This window comes from Mycetocola sp. TRD_SC_2 (genome assembly GCF_055361225.1).
Map to the genome: position 1 here is coordinate 788,302 of NZ_CM143954.1, position 15,692 is coordinate 803,993.

Sequence of the window (15,692 nt, forward strand, 5' to 3'; positions counted from 1 at the left end):
TGGAGTCACCGGCCTGGCCCTCGCTGGCCCCGTAGGATTGGGTTCATGCGTATTGCGGTTGTTGCTCTCGGAAAAATTGGTCTTCCTCTTGCTGTTCAGTTCGCGGATGCGGGCCACGAGGTGGTCGGGGTTGATGTGAACCCGGCCGCGGTTGACCTGGTGAACGCGGGGGTTGAACCGTTCCCGGGTGAGGCGCAGCTGCAGGAGAAGCTTTCTGCTCTGGTGCCTGCCGGGAGGTTGCGGGCGACGACGGAGTACGCGGATGCGATCCCGGGTGCTGACGCTGTCGTGCTTGTTGTGCCTCTGTTTGTGAATGATGAGACGTGGGCGCCGGACTTCGCCTGGATGGATGCTGCGACGCGGTCGCTTGCGGAGCACCTGACGCCGGGGACTCTGGTGTCGTATGAGACCACGTTGCCGGTGGGGACGACCAGGACCCGGTGGAAGCCGATGCTCGAGGAGGGTTCCGGGTTGGTCGAGGGCACCGATTTCCATCTGGTGTTCTCCCCGGAACGGGTGCTCACCGGTCGGGTGTTCGCTGATCTGAAGAAGTACCCGAAACTCGTCGGTGGTCTCAGCGTTGAGGGTGCGCGCCGGGCAACGGAGTTCTATGAAGCGGTGTTGACGTTTGATGAGCGTCCGGACCTGGCGCGGCCGAACGGGGTCTGGGACCTCGGGTCTGCTGAGGCGGCGGAGATGGCGAAGCTGGCCGAGACGACGTACAGGGATGTGAACATCGGGTTGGCGAACCAGTTCGCGTTGTTCGCTGACACCGTCGGCATCGACGTGTATTCGGTGATCGAGGCGTGTAACTCGCAGCCGTATTCGCACATTCACAAGCCGGGTATCGCTGTTGGTGGGCACTGCATCCCGGTGTATCCGCGGTTGTACCTCTCGACCGATCAGGATGCTGAGATCGTCCGCACGGCGCGGACGTTGAACGCGTCGATGCCGGAACGTGTGGTCGAGCAGGCCGCGAATGTTCTCGGGAACCTGACCGGGATGCGTGCTGTTGTGCTCGGGGCGGCATACAGGGGTGGGGTGAAGGAGACCGCGTTCTCCGGAGTGTTCCCGACGGTGGAGGCGCTCACCGCGCGTGGCGCTGAGGTGCTGGTCCACGACCCGCTGTACTCGGATGAGGAACTGGGCCGGTTCGGTTTCACCCCGTACGACATCGGCCAGCCGGTGGACCTCGCGATCGTTCAGGCCGACCACGCCGACTACAAAACGTTGACCGCTGCCGACCTGCCCGGCATCCGCCTGCTCGTCGATGGCCGTAACACCACCAGCGCCGACGCGTGGGTCGGAACGCCCCGCCTCGTCATCGGCGCCGGCGGCACACACTAATCGTCTGGAACAGAGGGGGCACCATGCCGATTCGGAAATCAGCTTCGACGCTCGGCCTCGCGCTTGTCGCCGGTCTCCTCATGGCCGGCTGCTCGGCGCCGGAACCGGCGAGCACCACCACCCCGAGTGCGACACGGACGCCATCACCGACCGCGACGCCCGATGGCGAGCCGTCGAGCGCTCCGACGACGGCCTCGCCGGAGGAGTGGACCGTTGGCGAGCTGACGACGGCGTGCATCGACTTCCAGACGAAGGACTCGGGGGATGCCGGCGAATTCGACTGGACGACGCCCGCAACAACGCAGCAGGACGGCGACGCCTGGTACGTCTTCCTCCAGGGAACGATCACGACCGCGGACGGAACCACCATCCCCGCCGAATACACCTGTGTCGTGACCGGCCCACCCGGCTCACCGACGGTCGACGAAGCGGCCGTCGCCGAGTAAACGCGGCGGCGGGGATCTCGCGGGCGGGTCGGCGACCCGCACGCTGCGGGATTGTTAGGCTGGGTGCCTGACGTGAGCGTGTGCCTCCAGGTGCATACCGGTCACATCCCCGCGCGCTCGCGCCTTCCTGACCAGCTGAGGAGCCCATACCCGTGAATGCAGATCTCGTCATTGTCGGATCCGGTTTCTTCGGCATGACCATCGCCGAACGCGCCGCAGCGCTCGGCCGCAAGGTCGTCGTCATCGACCGCAGGAACCACATCGGCGGCAACGCGTACAGCTCCGCCGACCCTGAGACGGGCATCGAGGTCCACAACTACGGCGCGCACCTCTTCCACACGTCGAACCCGGCGGTGTGGGAGTACGTCAACCGGTTCACCGACTTCACCAACTACCAGCACAAGGTGTACACGAACCACAACGGCGTCGTGTACCCGCTGCCGGTGAACCTCGGAACGATCAACCAGTTTTTCCAGGCCGCGTACTCACCGGGAGAGGCTCGCGCGCTCATCGCCGAACAGGCATCCGAATTCGACTCCAAGACAGCCGCGAACCTCGAGGAGAAGGGGATCTCGCTCATCGGTCGTCCGCTCTACGAAGCGTTCATTCGTGACTACACCGCCAAGCAGTGGCAGACCGACCCGACCGAGCTGGCTGCTGAGATCATTTCGCGCCTCCCGGTGCGGTACAACTACGACAACCGGTACTTCAGTGACACCTGGGAGGGGCTCCCGGTCGACGGCTACACCGCGTGGATCGAGCGCATGGCGGACTCACCCAACATCGAGGTGCGGCTCGACACCGACTTCTTCGACGAGTCCCAGCCGGTGAACAAGAGCTCCGTTGTCGGCCAGGTCCCGGTCGTCTACACCGGTGCCGTCGACCGCTACTTCGATTATTCGGAGGGCGAGCTCGCGTGGCGCACCCTCGACTTCGAACGCGAAGTCCTGCCGGTCGGCGATTACCAGGGCACCACCGTGATGAACTACGCCGACGCCACCATTCCGTACACGCGAATCCACGAATTCCGCCACTTTCACCCCGAGCGCGACAACTACCCGGCAGACAAGACGGTCATCATGCGCGAGTTCTCGCGCTTCGCCACGCGAGACGACGAGCCGTACTACCCGGTCAACACCGCTGATGACCGCGCCAGGCTCCTCGCCTACCGTGAATTGCAGACCGGTGAGAAGGACGTCTTCTTCGGCGGCCGCCTCGGGACGTACCAGTACCTCGACATGCACATGGCCATCGGGTCGGCGCTGTCGATGTGGAACAACAAGCTGTCTGCCCAGCTCGGCGGAGAATAACCGCTTAAGCCGAAACCGCGCCTGAGCGTTCGACTGCAGGCGCGGTTTCGTCGTTTCGTCGCTACTTCTCGAAGGTCTTCTGCCACTCGTCGACCGAGGTGATGCGGGGGAGAGCTGCCTGGTACTCCTTCGCGAGGCGGTCCCAGTTCTTCTCGATCTCGCGGTGGAGGCGGATGCTTTCACGCAGCATCCGCCGGAACGTGCGACGGTCGCGCAGGTACCAGACCTTGCCGGAACCCTCGGCGGTCGACACCAGCGCGCTGTCGAACGTCGGAGCACGGAACCACGTGGCATCCCGCTTGGCCAGTTCGACCTGGGGGCGCTCGCGGTCACGCGTCGACGGATCGCTGAGCCAGTGCCGGGCGATCATCTTGATCGTGTAGATCACCAGTGGGACGCCGCGAGGGCCCTTGGTCTGCTGGGTGCCCGACGGCGCCTTGTAGACCTGTTTGCCCTGATTCGTGATTGGCGTCTCGTCGTCGGAGCGGAGAACTTTCTTCTCACGGAAGTTCTTCGCCTGCTCGCGCAGTTTGCCGAGCTGTGTCGGCATCGTCCGATGCATGTGCTCCGGGCCGGTCAGCACGTCGCGGAGCCCCTGGTGGCGCAGGGCGACGGCGTAATACTGCATCGAGAGAAGGTGCTTGAGGTCAGCCCGCCGCGAATCCTTGAGCAACTTGCCGCCGTTCTTGTGGCGCGAGTGCAACAGGGCAGCGACGAAGCGGTTGCGCTGGTGAAAGTACGCCTGCCAGTCGATGGCGTCGTCCTTGTCGATCCACGACACGTGCCAGAGCGCCGCCCCGGGGAAGCTGACGGTGGGGAAGCCGTGCTCACGCGCCCGCAGGCTGTATTCGGCGTCGTCCCACTTGATGAACGCGGGCAGGGCGAGGCCGGCCTCTCGGATCACCGCTGTCGGGATCAGGCAGAACCACCAGCCGTTGTAGTCCGAGTCCATGCGGGCATGGAGCATGCGGGTCTGGCGCAGGTTCGAACGCCGGAAGTCGTGCGGGAAGCTGTCCTTGAACTGGGTCTGCCAGACGAACGGCGCCGGGTCGATCACTTCGGCGAAGGCGTGCATCACCGGGCGGTCGAGCAGGTCGAACATGTGCCCACCGACGATGGTCGGGCGGCGGCTGTGCCTCGCGAAGCGGAGGGCACGCAGGATGCTCTCGGGCTCCACCTTCACGTCATCGTCGAGGAGGAGCACGAAGTCGCTCTCGGGACGAGCGAGTGTCTCGGCCATCGAGCGGGCGAAGCCGCCTGAGCCGCCGAGGTTCGACTGGGTGAGCACCTGGAGCTGGTCGCCGAGACGTGCGGCGAGCTCGGGATACGACGCTTCGTCCGCGACCCTCTGGTTACCCTGGTCGACGATGAAGATGCGGTCGATCTCGGCGAGCAGCTCGTCGCTCTCCTCGAGTGCCGCCAGCGTGGCAACGCAGTAGTCCGGCTTGTTGAACGTGGTGATACCGAGCGACACCTTTCCGGTCACGACAGGTTCGGCCTCGGCCGACCACACGCCACGCTCGAGAATGACGTCCTCATTCTCGGCGACGATGTCGAACCAGTACCAGCCGCCGTCACCGAAGGACTGGATCGGCAGGTCGACGACCGTCTCAGCGGACCCGCTGATCGGGCGGGACGTGACGCTCTGCTGGATGCCCTGGGAGTTGGAGCGGTAGACGAGGATCGTTCCGGCCCCGGTGGTCGCGAGGGTCAGCCGAACCGCACGGACGTTCGAGAAGTGCTGCCAGTACGACGCGGGGAACGCATTGAAGTAGCTCGCGAAAGACACTCGCCTGCCGGCACGGATTCTCATGCTCGAGCGCGACAGAACGTCCTCGATGTGCGCGTTCTCGCTGATCTTAACGGTTTCCTCGCCGATCTGCGTCCAGGTCTCCGGGTCTGCGTACAGCGGCAGGACATCGGGGTCGCCGTCGGTGGAAAAGACGACATTGTGGAGTGTTGACCAGTTCGTCACGATTCTTGTGGACTCCGTATTCCATGGATTCTCGGTTGTGGTGATGGCAGCCGGGGCGTCATCCGCCCTCCAGAGCCTAGTCGCCCGATGCTGGGGAGATCAGGCGAGCGATTCGGGGTGCGACGCGCCTGGTCCCCGTGCGGGCGGCGGCTTCTCGGGCAGCCGGGAACGCCAGCTCATGCTTTGCGAACCCTTCACGGCGCAGATGACGAGCAGCAGCCACCCGGCTTCGTCGAGGAGGAAGCTTTCTGACGCGCCCGTCGCGAGCAGGGCGACGAGGACGAGGGCGGGCCACGCGTAGACGGTGCTGCGCTTGTTCGAGGCGAGGAGCCAGCTCCGGAGGAAGGCGAACCCGCACAGCAGGATGAAGGAGAAAACGCCGACGAGCCCGACCTGGAGATAGACGTCGAGGAAGGCATTGAGGGCGGAGACGTGGTCGCGGCCGACCGTCCAGGTGATGTAGTTGTACGGCGCTTCGGTGCGAGGCCAGCTGCCGAGCCAGCCCCAGCCCTCGAGCGGGTGGATCTGGATGTAGTTCCAGACGCTCAGCCAGAGCCGGTAACGAACCTCGAACTCGCTCCCAGCGTTCAGCAGGTCGATGATCCGTGTGCGGGTCGCATAGGCGATCACGAGTGACAGCGAACCGGCGGCGAGGAGAGCGCCCTGGAACACTCGTCGGGTTTCCGGCCGGGCCCGGCGGAGACCGTAGAGCGCGAGGGACGCGACGCCAAGGATCACAACGACGATGAGCGTCACCGGAGAACCGCTGAAGATGAGGCAGAGCAGCGCGATCGCGACCGAGTACTGCGCAACGGGTTTGGGAACGGAGCGTGTGCGCCACTCGATGACGAAGGTCACGAGCGCGATCGACGTGACCATACCAAGCAGGTTGCGGGTTTCGAACAGGCCCTGGATCGGTCCGCCGTACGCCAGCAAACCTTCGATCGCGAGAAAGCCGATCGGGCGGTCGAAGATGATCCCGCTGGCGACCTCGAGGAGCAGGGATGCTGTCAGCAACACGCGCAGGACACCGCCCGTCGTGCGCACGATCTGAATCAGGTCCCGCGTGAGAGCGATGGTGAGCCCGAGGAACGCGTAGACGGTCAGCGTGAAGAGTCCTTCGAGCGTGTCCGCCGGGTACCCCGACCACGCAGCCGAGATGGCACACCAGATGATGAAGGCGAGGATCGAGAGGGGGAGGAGCCCGTGCCAGTCGAGGAATCGGCGGCGGGCTATCAGTACCGCGATGGATCCGATGGCGAGTGTCGCGAGCATCGCGGTCAGCCCGGGTACGCCGATGACCCGGCCGAGCGCTGGAGCGCCGAATGCCACTCCGACGATGCACCAGGCAAGCGCCTGCGCGACAGGAGCCGATCCGAGAGTCTCCTCCATCGCCTGCAGGCGGGACGGAGGCACCCCGCGCGAGGTGCTCATCGCCGGAGTGCCGATGGCCGGGTGACGGTCTGCTGTTTGGTGGCCACGGCGAGAAGAACGAGAATCACCCAGCCCGATTCGATGAGGATGCGGCTCTCGGCGAGGCTCTGCACGAGCAGGACAACGAGAAGGAGGATCGGGAGGAGCGACAGCGGGGAGTACGGATGCGTGTCGTCGATGTCCACGCGGGGGCGGTCGACGGCCGCGAACCACGCCCGCCAGGTGACGGAAAGGATCAACGCGGTGAAGAGGACGAGGCCGATGACGCCGAGCTGCAGCCAGACGTCCAGCCAGGCGTTGTGGGCGTGTAATTGCAACACTCCCCGGCGAACGACGAGATCATCGAAGGGTTCGACCCACGGCACCCAGGGGCTGGAGTAGCCCCAGCCGAACCAGGGCCTCTCGGCCGCGGTAGCGACGACGGTTTCCCAGATCGTCAGTCGTCCGGTGAGGTCGTCACTCTTGCCGAGCAGCCCGAGCAGCTGACCGCGGAACAGGATGCCGCCCGCGATCGCGAGTCCGAGAGCGCCGAGAAGGCCGAGATAGACCGGGGTTCTGCCGGCGGGTGTTCCTGCGCTGCGGATGAGCAGCGCTGCAGCCAGCACGATGGCCACGGCGATGAGCGCGATGATCAGGGTACTCGAGCGCGTCAGGGCGAATTCGAGTGCCGCGAGACCGAGCCAGAGGATGGCGGACCGGCGGCGGACGGTGCCCGCTGCCCACTGCACAGAGAACACGATCAGACCGAACAGGGCGATGATGCCGAGCAGGTTCGAGTTGCCGAGGATGCCCTGGATCTTTCCACCGTCGAAGAGAAGGTTCCGAGACCAATACGCGAGGAGGGGTGGTTCTGCGTCGCCGTAGTCGATCCAAAACGGGAGCACGCGCTCACGGACCACCAGCGAGACCCAGAGCTCGAACAGGATCGACAGCGCGAGGATCCACTTGATCGCATTTGCGAACACCCGGACGACGTCCGGCCAGTCGAACGTCAGTGCCAGGAAGATCCCGATGAAAGTGCAGACGAGCATGCCCGCGAGCGTGAAGACGCTCGCGCCGGGGTACGCCGACCAGGCGATGGAGAGCACAGCGAGCCCGACGAAGGCGAGGAGAGCCTTCGGGATGCGGCGGCGATCCCACACCGGACGCAGCCGGAGAACAACGACGAGCGCCGCCGCGGCGACCAGGATGCTCACACCGACGAAACCCCAGAGCCCAAGCACATGGCGCACAGCGTCGCCAGCGAGGGCGATGAACACAGCGAGGGTGGCGATCCCGGATGCCCACAGTCGCGGAGTCGAGAGCGCTTCGGGTGGCGCGACGATCGGCGAGGTCATGCAGTCAGGGTATCGCGCTGCCGGAGGAAAGGCCGAAGGCGGGCGAGCTGCACGACGAGCACAACGACCTCGGAGACAGCCAGCCCTGCTGCGATTCCCGGGGTGCCGAATGCGAGCATGAGAGGCACGAGGAGGACGGCGCCGGTGATCGCGCCGGCGATGGTGCTCGTGGCGAGAGCGCGGGTCTGGCCGAAGGCGGTGAGGCACGCGAAACCGGTGATCTGGGAGACAAGCATGGCTGCGAGAGCGATTCCGAGCGGAATCGAGAGAGCAAAGGAGATGGAGAGGCCACTTGCCGAGAACAGTTCGACGATCCAGGGCGTGGCAAGGGCGTATGCGATTCCGCCGGCGATACCGGTGAGCGCGGCGATCTTCGTCACGACCCGGGCACGGCGTGCCTGCTCTTCCACCGGTTTGGCCGGAACGAAACTCTGCGACACCTGCACGATCGGTCGCGTCGCCATGAGGCCGAAACGCATGATCCTCTCTGCGAGCGCGTACGCGGCGGTGACCTGGGTCCCGGCGAACGCCCCGACGATGAGGATCGGCAGGTTGACGTAAATCGCGCTCGTGAGTGACATGGCAACGGCGGCGGACTGGCCGGACAGCCGGGCGAAGGCTCCTCGTGCTGACAGATCCGGCGTCCAGCCGGGGTACCGGCTGCGAATGCTCACGGTGGTGAAGATCAGCGCGGCGACGGCGCCGAGGCCCTGCACGAGAATGAACCACAGGGCGTTGCCCGTGATCATGAGCAGTCCGGCGCCAGCGAGAGTTCCGATGCTTTTCGGCACGAGGTCGAGGAAGAAGTAGCGACCAGGGCTCGCCTCGCCGACGAAGAACCATGCGCCTGATAATCCCGATACGAGCCCGGTCACCACGGTGAACGCCGTTACGAGCGGATACGCACTGCCGAAGAGGAGCGCGATCCCGATTGCCGGAGGAAGCACGAGGGCGAGCAGCCAGATCCGGCTGACGAGGGAATCGAGGTAATACCGTCCGCGGTCCCTGGGTTCGAGACTGGCGACGTCGGTCGGACCGGTGACGCCCCAGCCGAAAATGACGAGAACGTACGCGAAGCCGGCGACGCCCTGGGCCACCGCGATCTCAGCCCACACCGCTTCACCGGCGAAGACAATGATGATCGGGAGGACACCGATGCTGATGATGCCGCTGATGATGACGGATGCTCCGTAGCCGCCGGTGAACCCGAGCAGGCGGCGACGGCTCACCACGGTTCTCTCACAACATCCACGCAATTCTGGCCGGAGCGGCCTGGCTCGACGAATGGGCGGGGCGCGCCTCGGGTCGTCGCAAGTATAGGCGAGGGCGTCGTCAACCCAGCGTCTGTTCATGTTGGTCTGCTTACAGTGGAATGGTGCATTCTTCACGGATTACGGGCGCCAGCCGGCCAGGGCGGATCGCCTCTCTCGACGGTGTGCGGGGGATCGCGGCGGTCATCGTCCTGCTGTACCACCACATGCTTGTCGCGCGCCCCGCTCTCGAGCAGGTCCCCGGTGCGTGGGAGTGGCTCACCCAATCCCCGCTCAAACTCCTCACCGCGGGGACCGAGGCGGTCCTGGTCTTCTTTGTTCTCAGCGGCCTCGTCGTCGCCCTGCCGGCACTGCGCAGCAGCTTCGACTGGATTTCGTATTACCCCAGTCGATTGATCCGTCTCTATCTGCCCGTTGTGGCATCCCTGCTTCTGGCAGCGGCGTTCCTCCTCCTGTTCCCGCACGCCAATGGTCAGGTGACGGCCGACAGCTGGCTCGAGAAACGCAATGCGGATGAAGCGCCGCTCGCTCTCCTGCTCGGGGAGGCGACGTTGCTCCCCGAGACGTACACACTCAACAACGTGTTGTGGTCGCTGCGCTGGGAGGTTCTCTTCTCGCTGCTTCTTCCGGTCTTCATCGTCGCAGCCCGGGCGGTTGCCAGGCACGTCGGACTGGCGGTGACCGTCAGCGGCGGCGTGATGGTTCTCGGTCGCATTCTCGACCTCGACGCTCTCGTCTACCTGCCGACGTTCTTTCTCGGCACCCTGATCGCCGCCAACCTCGACCGGCTTGGTGCCTGGGGCGTCTCGGTGCAGGAACGTCGCGGCGGCTGGGTGTGGGCAGCGCTCACCGTGTTGTCGTCCGCCGTTCTGATCTCCAGCTGGCTCGCCCGGCCGTTCGCCCCGGCGGGTTCGCAGACCAGCGCCGTTCTCTGGGGCCTCGCCGGTTTCGGCGCGGCAGGCCTCATCGTCGTTGCGATCCTGTCGCCCCTGGCCGAACGCATCCTGGACTCACCGCTGCCGCGCTGGCTCGGGCAGATCTCGTTCAGCCTCTACCTCGTTCACATCCCTGTGCTTGCGACGGCGGCGTATCTCATCGGCGACGACCGATGGTGGCTCGTTTCAGCCGTTGCGCTCCCGGCAACTTTCGTAATCTCCGTCGCATTCCACGCTGCAGTCGAAAAGCCAGCGCACGCGCTGGCGCGGCGGGTGGGAGCCCGCGTCTCATCGCAGCCTGATCGATCTCCCGTGCCCACAGCCGGGTAACGGCTTCGTCCGAGAACCGCTCAGCTGTGCGGATCGCGTTTCGTCGCATTGCGGCGACGCGCGCGGGAGAAAGCGCCAGGAGCTGCTCGATCGCCGCGGTGAGACCGGCCACATCTCCGGCGGGCACGAGGAACCCGTTGTGTCCGGAACGGATGATGTCGGCCGGGCCGTAAGGGACGTCGTACGCGATGGGCAGGCATCCGTTGGCCATCGCCTCGACGAGGACGAGGGGCAGGCCCTCACTCCGCGAGGTGAGGAGGAGGAACGACGCCCCTGAGAGTTCGCGGCTCGCTCCGGCACGGTAGCCGTGCAGGGTGACCCTGGCGCCTGTCGCGGCGACAGCGCGTTCGACCTTTGCCCGCTCGGGCCCGTCACCGAACACATCGAGCGACACCCGCCCGCCGATCGCCGCGACAGCCTTTACGGCATGCTCGACGCGTTTCCGCCGGTCGAGGGATGCGAGAACGATTCCCCGCGTCTGGTCCCGATCGATCGGTCCACGTTCGCCGGGCGAGACATCCCGTCCGTTCGGGATGACGGCGAGCGGGGCGTCCCTGCCGAGGATCAGTCGAGCGTCATCGCGCTGGCGTTCCGTGAGGAAGACGATGCGATCGAACCCATCGGGGGTCCGGAACACGTCAGCGCGAGACGCCCGTACCTGCAGGGGATCCGTCGACCCCTGGCGGTGAGACGCGTGCACCACGTGGAGAGTGATCAGGTCGGGGCGGCGGTATCCGAGGACGAATCTCGCGCTGGTCTTACTGTCGACGATGAGCGTGGTCGGACGCCCGTGACGAAGCTGGTCGAGCCACCACCGGTACAACGACCGGGCGCTCCGCCAGTGGCGCGCGGGGGTGCCGTCGGAGTCGCACCACACGATCACGCGACCACCGGTGGTTCCCGTCTGACGGATGTCTCGGCGGTCCGAGACCGCGAGGGAGCCGTCGTCGCGGTAGTGGTCGACCTGGAGCGGGTTGCCCTCGTCATCCGAGCGGATACGCATGACCTCGCGCCCGTCGCGGAGGACAGACTCGAAAGCCGAGTCGTCGGCGAGAGGAGTGAACAGCACGCGGTGGGCGGCGGCCCTGTCGTCAGCGTCTGAGCCGGGCTGCGTGGCAGCCAGCCAATCCCAGAGGTTCGTCAGCGTCATACCGTCGATCAGCTCACCCGAGGCGCGCAAACGCTGCTCAAGAGCGGGATAGTCGGGCCGGAGATCGAAAGTGACGACGTCGACCTCGACCCCGCCGAGCCGGACGAAGGCGCGGGACCGGTGCAGCAGTGCGCCGGTCATCCCACCGAAGGAATCGGAGATTCCCCAGGTCACGGCGAGGTGGCAGCCAGCTCGCAGTCGGACATGCGGCATGGAAGAAGCCTCCGGGCAGAATCGGACCGGCCGGAATGCCGGACGCGAAATAGATCCTCGCATCCCGTGGCGGGGTCTTGCCACGGCCTTGCCGATCAGCGTTCCGGGGTGTACCGGGCCGCAGGGAACTCAGACGAAAGCGGCTTTTCCCGTGATCGCGCGGCCGACGATGAGCGCGTTCATCTCTCGAGTGCCCTCATAGGAGTAGAGCGCTTCGGCGTCGGCGAAGAACCGCGCGGCTTCGTAGTCGAGGACGATGCCGTTTCCACCCATCGACTCTCGGGCCCATGCGACGGTTTCCCGCATCTTCGACGTGCAGAATCCCTTGGCGAGGGCGGAGTGCTCGTCAGCCTGGGTGCCCTCGTCGTGCATCTGCGAGACGCGGACACACAAAGCCATCGACGCGGTGATGTTACCGAGGCAGCGGGCGAGCAGGTCCTGCACGAGCTGGTGTTCGGCGATCTTCTTGCCGAACTGCTCCCGCTCCTTCGCGTAGGAGACGGCCGCTTCGTATGCTCCGATCGCGACGCCGACGCTCGACCACGCGACAGCCGCGCGGGTGAGCCGGAGGACCTTCGCGGTGTCGCGGAAGGACCGGGCGTTCTGCAGGCGCATCGCCTCGGGAACGATCACGTTCTCGAGAATGATGTCGGCGTTCTGTACCGGGCGAAGCGCGATCTTGCGTTCGATCTTGGTCGCTGAGTAACCGGGGGACGACGTGTCGACGATGAAGCCCTTGACCTGGCCGTCCGAGGTGTCCTTGGCCCAGATGACGGTGATGTCGCTGAACGTCGCGTTCCCGATCCAGCGCTTGGACCCGTTGAGCACCCAGCTGTCGCCGTCGCGGGTCGCCGTTGTGCGCAAGCCGCGCGCGCTGTCGCTGCCGGAGAGAGGCTCGGTCAGCCCGAACGCGCCGATGACCTCACCGCTCGCCATCCGGGGCAGCCACTCGTCGCGCTGCTCCTGGGAGCCGCAGACCGAAATGGACCCCATGGCGAGCCCCTCCTGTACGCCGATGAACGTCGCCATCGAGGCGTCGACCCGCGACATCTCCATTGCGGCGAGCCCGCGGAAGACAGCCGAGTTCTCGAACGGACGGGTCTCGGGGAAGGCGAACCGCGCGACATCGGTGGCGAGGAACGACTCGACGAGGTCGTGCGGGAACTCGGCGCGCTCCCAGTAGTCGTTGATCACCGGGCGAACAGTGCCCTCCATGTACGCGCGCAGGCGCATCAGGGCGTCCTGCTCCTCCGGGGTGAGGAGTGTCTCGAATCCGTAGAAATCGCTGGCGAGGGGTTCGAACGACATGCGTGCTCCATTGCGTTGAGAGAAGGGGAATACTTCCCGCAGCCTAGGCAACACCCACGGGCGCGACAATTCGCCTGCGCCGAACGGACAACGGCCGGCGATGGCATTCGCACGCCTCTTGTAGGGTGGCGATAACCCCGCACGCCCCCGGCTACACCCGAAGGACGAGTCTGTGTTTGTTCCCATCTCCAACACTCCCCGCGACTACGCCTGGGGGTCCCGAACCGATATCGCCGGGCTTCTCGGACGCTCACCCTCGGGCAGGCCCGAGGCGGAATTGTGGCTCGGTGCCCACCCGGGATCGCCGGCGAAGATTATTACCCCTGAGGCCGTCGGCGGATTCGGAACGCTCGCCGACTGGATCGCGGCGGACGCGGCATCCGCCGGTCTTTCCGGGCCGCGGCTGCCATTCCTCCTCAAACTCCTCGCCGCGGATGCTCCGCTCTCGTTGCAGGCTCACCCGTCGCCCGCCCAGGCGAGGGAAGGTTTCGCCAGGGAGAACGCAGCAGGGATCGCCCTCGACGACCCCGTGCGCAACTACAAAGACGCGTTCCACAAGCCTGAGTTGATCTTCGCGCTGAGCGAGACCTTCGATGCGCTGTGCGGGTTCCGGTCGGTCGCCGATGCCGCCGCCGATGTCGACGCACTGCTCCGCGTTCCCGGGCTTCCGGACGAGTCGCTCGACGCGCTCGCCGCGTTCCGCCGCTCACTCGACGGGGACGACGCCGACGTGCTCCGCCGTGTCGTCAGTTCTCTTCTCGGCAGCGACAGCTCGGTGCTTGTCCGTGCGGTGACGGATGCTGCGACGTCCGCCCGGCATACGCCAGCCGTGGACACGGTCCGACTCCTGGCCGGTTTCGCACCGGGGGACCCGGGGATCGTCGTCTCACTTCTCCTCAACCGGGTGACGCTGACCCGCGGTGAGGTGCTGTACCTGCCAGCGGGCAACATCCACGCGTACCTGCGCGGTTTCGGTGTCGAACTCATGGCGGCGAGCGACAACGTGTTGCGCGGGGGACTCACACCGAAGCAAATCGATGTGCCCGAGCTCCTGACGGTGCTCGATTTCACGCCGGTACCTGTGCCGTATCTCGAGCCGGAGCGGCAGGGAAACGGCGTCGACGTCTACCAGCCGGACGTGCCCGATTTCGAACTCGTCCACGTGGTGACGCAAGAGGGGTCGTCGCCCACTCTCGAACTGCCCGGCGCGTCGATCGCTGTCGCGGTCGCTGGCTCGCTCACCCTCACCGGCGCATCCGGTTCGATCACGCTCGAGCGCGGTGAGGCGGCGTACATCACACCAGACGAGGGGGCAGTCAGCGTTCGCGGCGATGGCGAACTGTTCGTCGCGACGACGCGGCTCTGACCGCTCCGCTCAGCCAGCGGCTCTCGTGGTGTCGCCGGTGCAGCTGAACGCCCGGCGGTAGGCATTGGGCGTCGTGTGCAGCATCTTGAGGAAGTGGTGTCGCATCACGGCTGAGGATCCGAAGCCGGAGTCCCCGGCGATCTGCTCGAGGCCGTCGTCGGTGCGTTCGAGCAGCTGCTGGGCCCGGATCAGTCTTTGCCGGTTGAGCCAGGCCGCCGGTGTCGCTCCCATTTCGGCCCGGAACCGGCGTGCGAAGGTCCGTTCGGACATCAGCGCGCGCGCCGCGAGGACGTCGACGGGGAGATCGTCGGCGAGGTTCTCGAGCATCCACTCGGTGACGCCAGCGAACGAGTCGCTGTGTCGCTCGGCTACGGGCGTCTGGATGTACTGGGCTTGCCCGCCGTCGCGCTGAGGCGGGACCACCATGCGCCGGGCGATCACATTCGCGGCGGCTGCACCGAGTTCGGTGCGGACGAGGTGCAGGCAGGCGTCGATCCCCGCTGCCGTTCCCGCCCCGGTGATGACCCTGCGGTCCTCGACGAAGAGCACGTCAGGGTCAACGGTCGTCGATGGGTAGTCCCTGGTGAGCCGGTCGGTGTACATCCAGTGGGTGGTGCTGCGGCGTCCGTCGAGGATGCCCGCTTCGGCCAGGGCGAACGCTCCGCTGCAGACGCTGAGGATCCAGGCGCCCCGTGCCTCAGCGTTCCGCAACAGGTCGATGACCCGTGGGTCGAGCTCCCCGAAGTAATACGCGGGAACGGCGACCAGGTCGGCATCCTTCGCCTGTTCGAGGCCCTCATCCACGATGATGTCGAACCCGAGCTTGGTGCGAACTGGCCCGCGGTCGGCCGCGACGATGTGAAAGTCGAACGACGGGCCGCCCATGTCAGACCTGTCGATACCGAACACTTCGCAGAGGACTCCGAACTCGAATGGAGCCATCTCGGGGAGTGCGAGGACGGCGATTTTCTTCAACATGACGGATGCTCCCGGAATCTGGCAGGAATGTATCGAACGGTGGCAATTCTGCCACTGGTGGCAGGATGTCGCAATGCATAGATTTACCGACATGTTGATGTTGCTGATCCTTATCGCTGCCGCAGTCGTCTTCGCGACGATCGCCACCGTCGTCGACCTGCACTCCGACGGACTCCACCGCCTTCCGAAGCGGCGGTTCGGTCCGTCCCGGAATGACGGCGTCGACCAGCTCGGTCGACCGTTCACCGCTGGGCTGCGCTGAGCCCACTCCCACGCAACGCCCGTGCAATAT

Annotated in this window: 12 protein-coding genes and 1 pseudogene; 6 read left to right on the forward strand and 7 right to left on the reverse strand. The window is 65.8% G+C overall.

Annotated elements, in window-relative coordinates:
- Positions 1–45 precede the first annotated feature (45 nt).
- The 3 genes from ACWA1Q_RS03715 (at position 46) to glf (ending at position 3,103) form a co-directional block, all read left to right on the forward strand.
- Positions 46–1,347 (forward strand): nucleotide sugar dehydrogenase, encoded by a 1,302-nt coding sequence (locus ACWA1Q_RS03715; RefSeq protein WP_463759636.1) that lies wholly within the window; start codon positions 46–48, stop codon positions 1,345–1,347.
- 23 nt (positions 1,348–1,370) lie between these two features.
- Positions 1,371–1,793, forward strand: coding sequence for a hypothetical protein (locus ACWA1Q_RS03720; RefSeq protein WP_463759639.1), 423 nt, complete (start codon positions 1,371–1,373; stop codon positions 1,791–1,793).
- 152 nt (positions 1,794–1,945) lie between these two features.
- The gene (glf, locus tag ACWA1Q_RS03725; RefSeq protein ID WP_463759640.1) at positions 1,946–3,103 is read left to right on the forward strand and encodes a UDP-galactopyranose mutase; all 1,158 of its coding nucleotides are present in this window, start codon (positions 1,946–1,948) and stop codon (positions 3,101–3,103) included.
- A gap of 61 nt (positions 3,104–3,164) precedes the next feature.
- On the opposite strand, the gene ACWA1Q_RS03730 is transcribed toward glf, so the two are convergent.
- The 4 genes from ACWA1Q_RS03730 to ACWA1Q_RS03745 form a co-directional block, all read right to left on the reverse strand.
- A complete protein-coding gene (locus ACWA1Q_RS03730; RefSeq protein WP_463759641.1) occupies positions 3,165–5,078 on the reverse strand; it encodes a glycosyltransferase in 1,914 nt (637 codons plus the stop codon).
- Between the two features lie 99 nt (positions 5,079–5,177).
- Positions 5,178–6,512, reverse strand: a complete 1,335-nt coding sequence (locus tag ACWA1Q_RS03735; RefSeq protein ID WP_463759643.1) for an O-antigen ligase family protein — start codon at positions 6,510–6,512, stop codon at positions 5,178–5,180.
- Positions 6,509–7,849: an O-antigen ligase family protein gene (locus tag ACWA1Q_RS03740; RefSeq protein WP_463759645.1), complete on the reverse strand. Its 1,341-nt coding sequence runs from the start codon at positions 7,847–7,849 to the stop codon at positions 6,509–6,511. The genes ACWA1Q_RS03735 and ACWA1Q_RS03740 overlap by 4 nt, the downstream gene beginning before the upstream one ends.
- A complete protein-coding gene (locus ACWA1Q_RS03745; protein WP_463759646.1) occupies positions 7,846–9,078 on the reverse strand; it encodes a lipopolysaccharide biosynthesis protein in 1,233 nt (410 codons plus the stop codon). The genes ACWA1Q_RS03740 and ACWA1Q_RS03745 overlap by 4 nt, the downstream gene beginning before the upstream one ends.
- A gap of 146 nt (positions 9,079–9,224) precedes the next feature.
- On the opposite strand from ACWA1Q_RS03745, the gene ACWA1Q_RS03750 reads away from it, so the two are divergent.
- On the forward strand, positions 9,225–10,385 hold the full coding sequence (locus ACWA1Q_RS03750) for an acyltransferase family protein (protein ID WP_463759648.1): 1,161 nt from the start codon (positions 9,225–9,227) through the stop codon (positions 10,383–10,385).
- A 94-nt stretch (positions 10,386–10,479) separates the two neighbouring features.
- On the opposite strand, the pseudogene ACWA1Q_RS03755 reads toward ACWA1Q_RS03750, so the two are convergent.
- Positions 10,480–11,811 (reverse strand): annotated as a pseudogene (locus tag ACWA1Q_RS03755) (glycosyltransferase); the annotation flags it as partial.
- A 66-nt stretch (positions 11,812–11,877) separates the two neighbouring features.
- Positions 11,878–13,056, reverse strand: coding sequence for an acyl-CoA dehydrogenase family protein (locus tag ACWA1Q_RS03760; RefSeq protein ID WP_463759649.1), 1,179 nt, complete (start codon positions 13,054–13,056; stop codon positions 11,878–11,880).
- Between the two features lie 172 nt (positions 13,057–13,228).
- Between ACWA1Q_RS03760 and manA the strand changes: the two genes are divergently transcribed.
- The gene (gene manA, locus ACWA1Q_RS03765; RefSeq protein WP_463759650.1) at positions 13,229–14,422 is read left to right on the forward strand and encodes a mannose-6-phosphate isomerase, class I; all 1,194 of its coding nucleotides are present in this window, start codon (positions 13,229–13,231) and stop codon (positions 14,420–14,422) included.
- Between the two features lie 9 nt (positions 14,423–14,431).
- On the opposite strand, the gene ACWA1Q_RS03770 is transcribed toward manA, so the two are convergent.
- Complete coding sequence (locus ACWA1Q_RS03770) at positions 14,432–15,400, reverse strand: GlxA family transcriptional regulator (protein WP_463759652.1); 969 nt, start codon at positions 15,398–15,400, stop codon at positions 14,432–14,434.
- Between the two features lie 91 nt (positions 15,401–15,491).
- On the opposite strand from ACWA1Q_RS03770, the gene ACWA1Q_RS03775 reads away from it, so the two are divergent.
- Positions 15,492–15,662 (forward strand): hypothetical protein, encoded by a 171-nt coding sequence (locus ACWA1Q_RS03775; protein ID WP_463759653.1) that lies wholly within the window; start codon positions 15,492–15,494, stop codon positions 15,660–15,662.
- The last annotated feature ends 30 nt before the right edge of the window (positions 15,663–15,692 follow it).

Excerpts from the sequence above, each read along its gene's own strand:
- ACWA1Q_RS03715 (WP_463759636.1), top strand. The coding sequence starts at position 46 with ATGCGTATTGCGGTTGTTGCTCTCGGAAAAATTGGTCTTCCTCTTGCT.
- ACWA1Q_RS03720 (WP_463759639.1), top strand. The coding sequence starts at position 1,371 with ATGCCGATTCGGAAATCAGCTTCGACGCTCGGCCTCGCGCTTGTCGCC.
- ACWA1Q_RS03735 (WP_463759643.1), bottom strand. The coding sequence starts at position 6,512 with ATGAGCACCTCGCGCGGGGTGCCTCCGTCCCGCCTGCAGGCGATGGAG.
- ACWA1Q_RS03740 (WP_463759645.1), bottom strand. The coding sequence starts at position 7,849 with ATGACCTCGCCGATCGTCGCGCCACCCGAAGCGCTCTCGACTCCGCGA.
- ACWA1Q_RS03760 (WP_463759649.1), bottom strand. The coding sequence starts at position 13,056 with ATGTCGTTCGAACCCCTCGCCAGCGATTTCTACGGATTCGAGACACTC.
- ACWA1Q_RS03770 (WP_463759652.1), bottom strand. The coding sequence starts at position 15,400 with ATGTTGAAGAAAATCGCCGTCCTCGCACTCCCCGAGATGGCTCCATTC.
- ACWA1Q_RS03775 (WP_463759653.1), top strand. The coding sequence starts at position 15,492 with ATGTTGATGTTGCTGATCCTTATCGCTGCCGCAGTCGTCTTCGCGACG.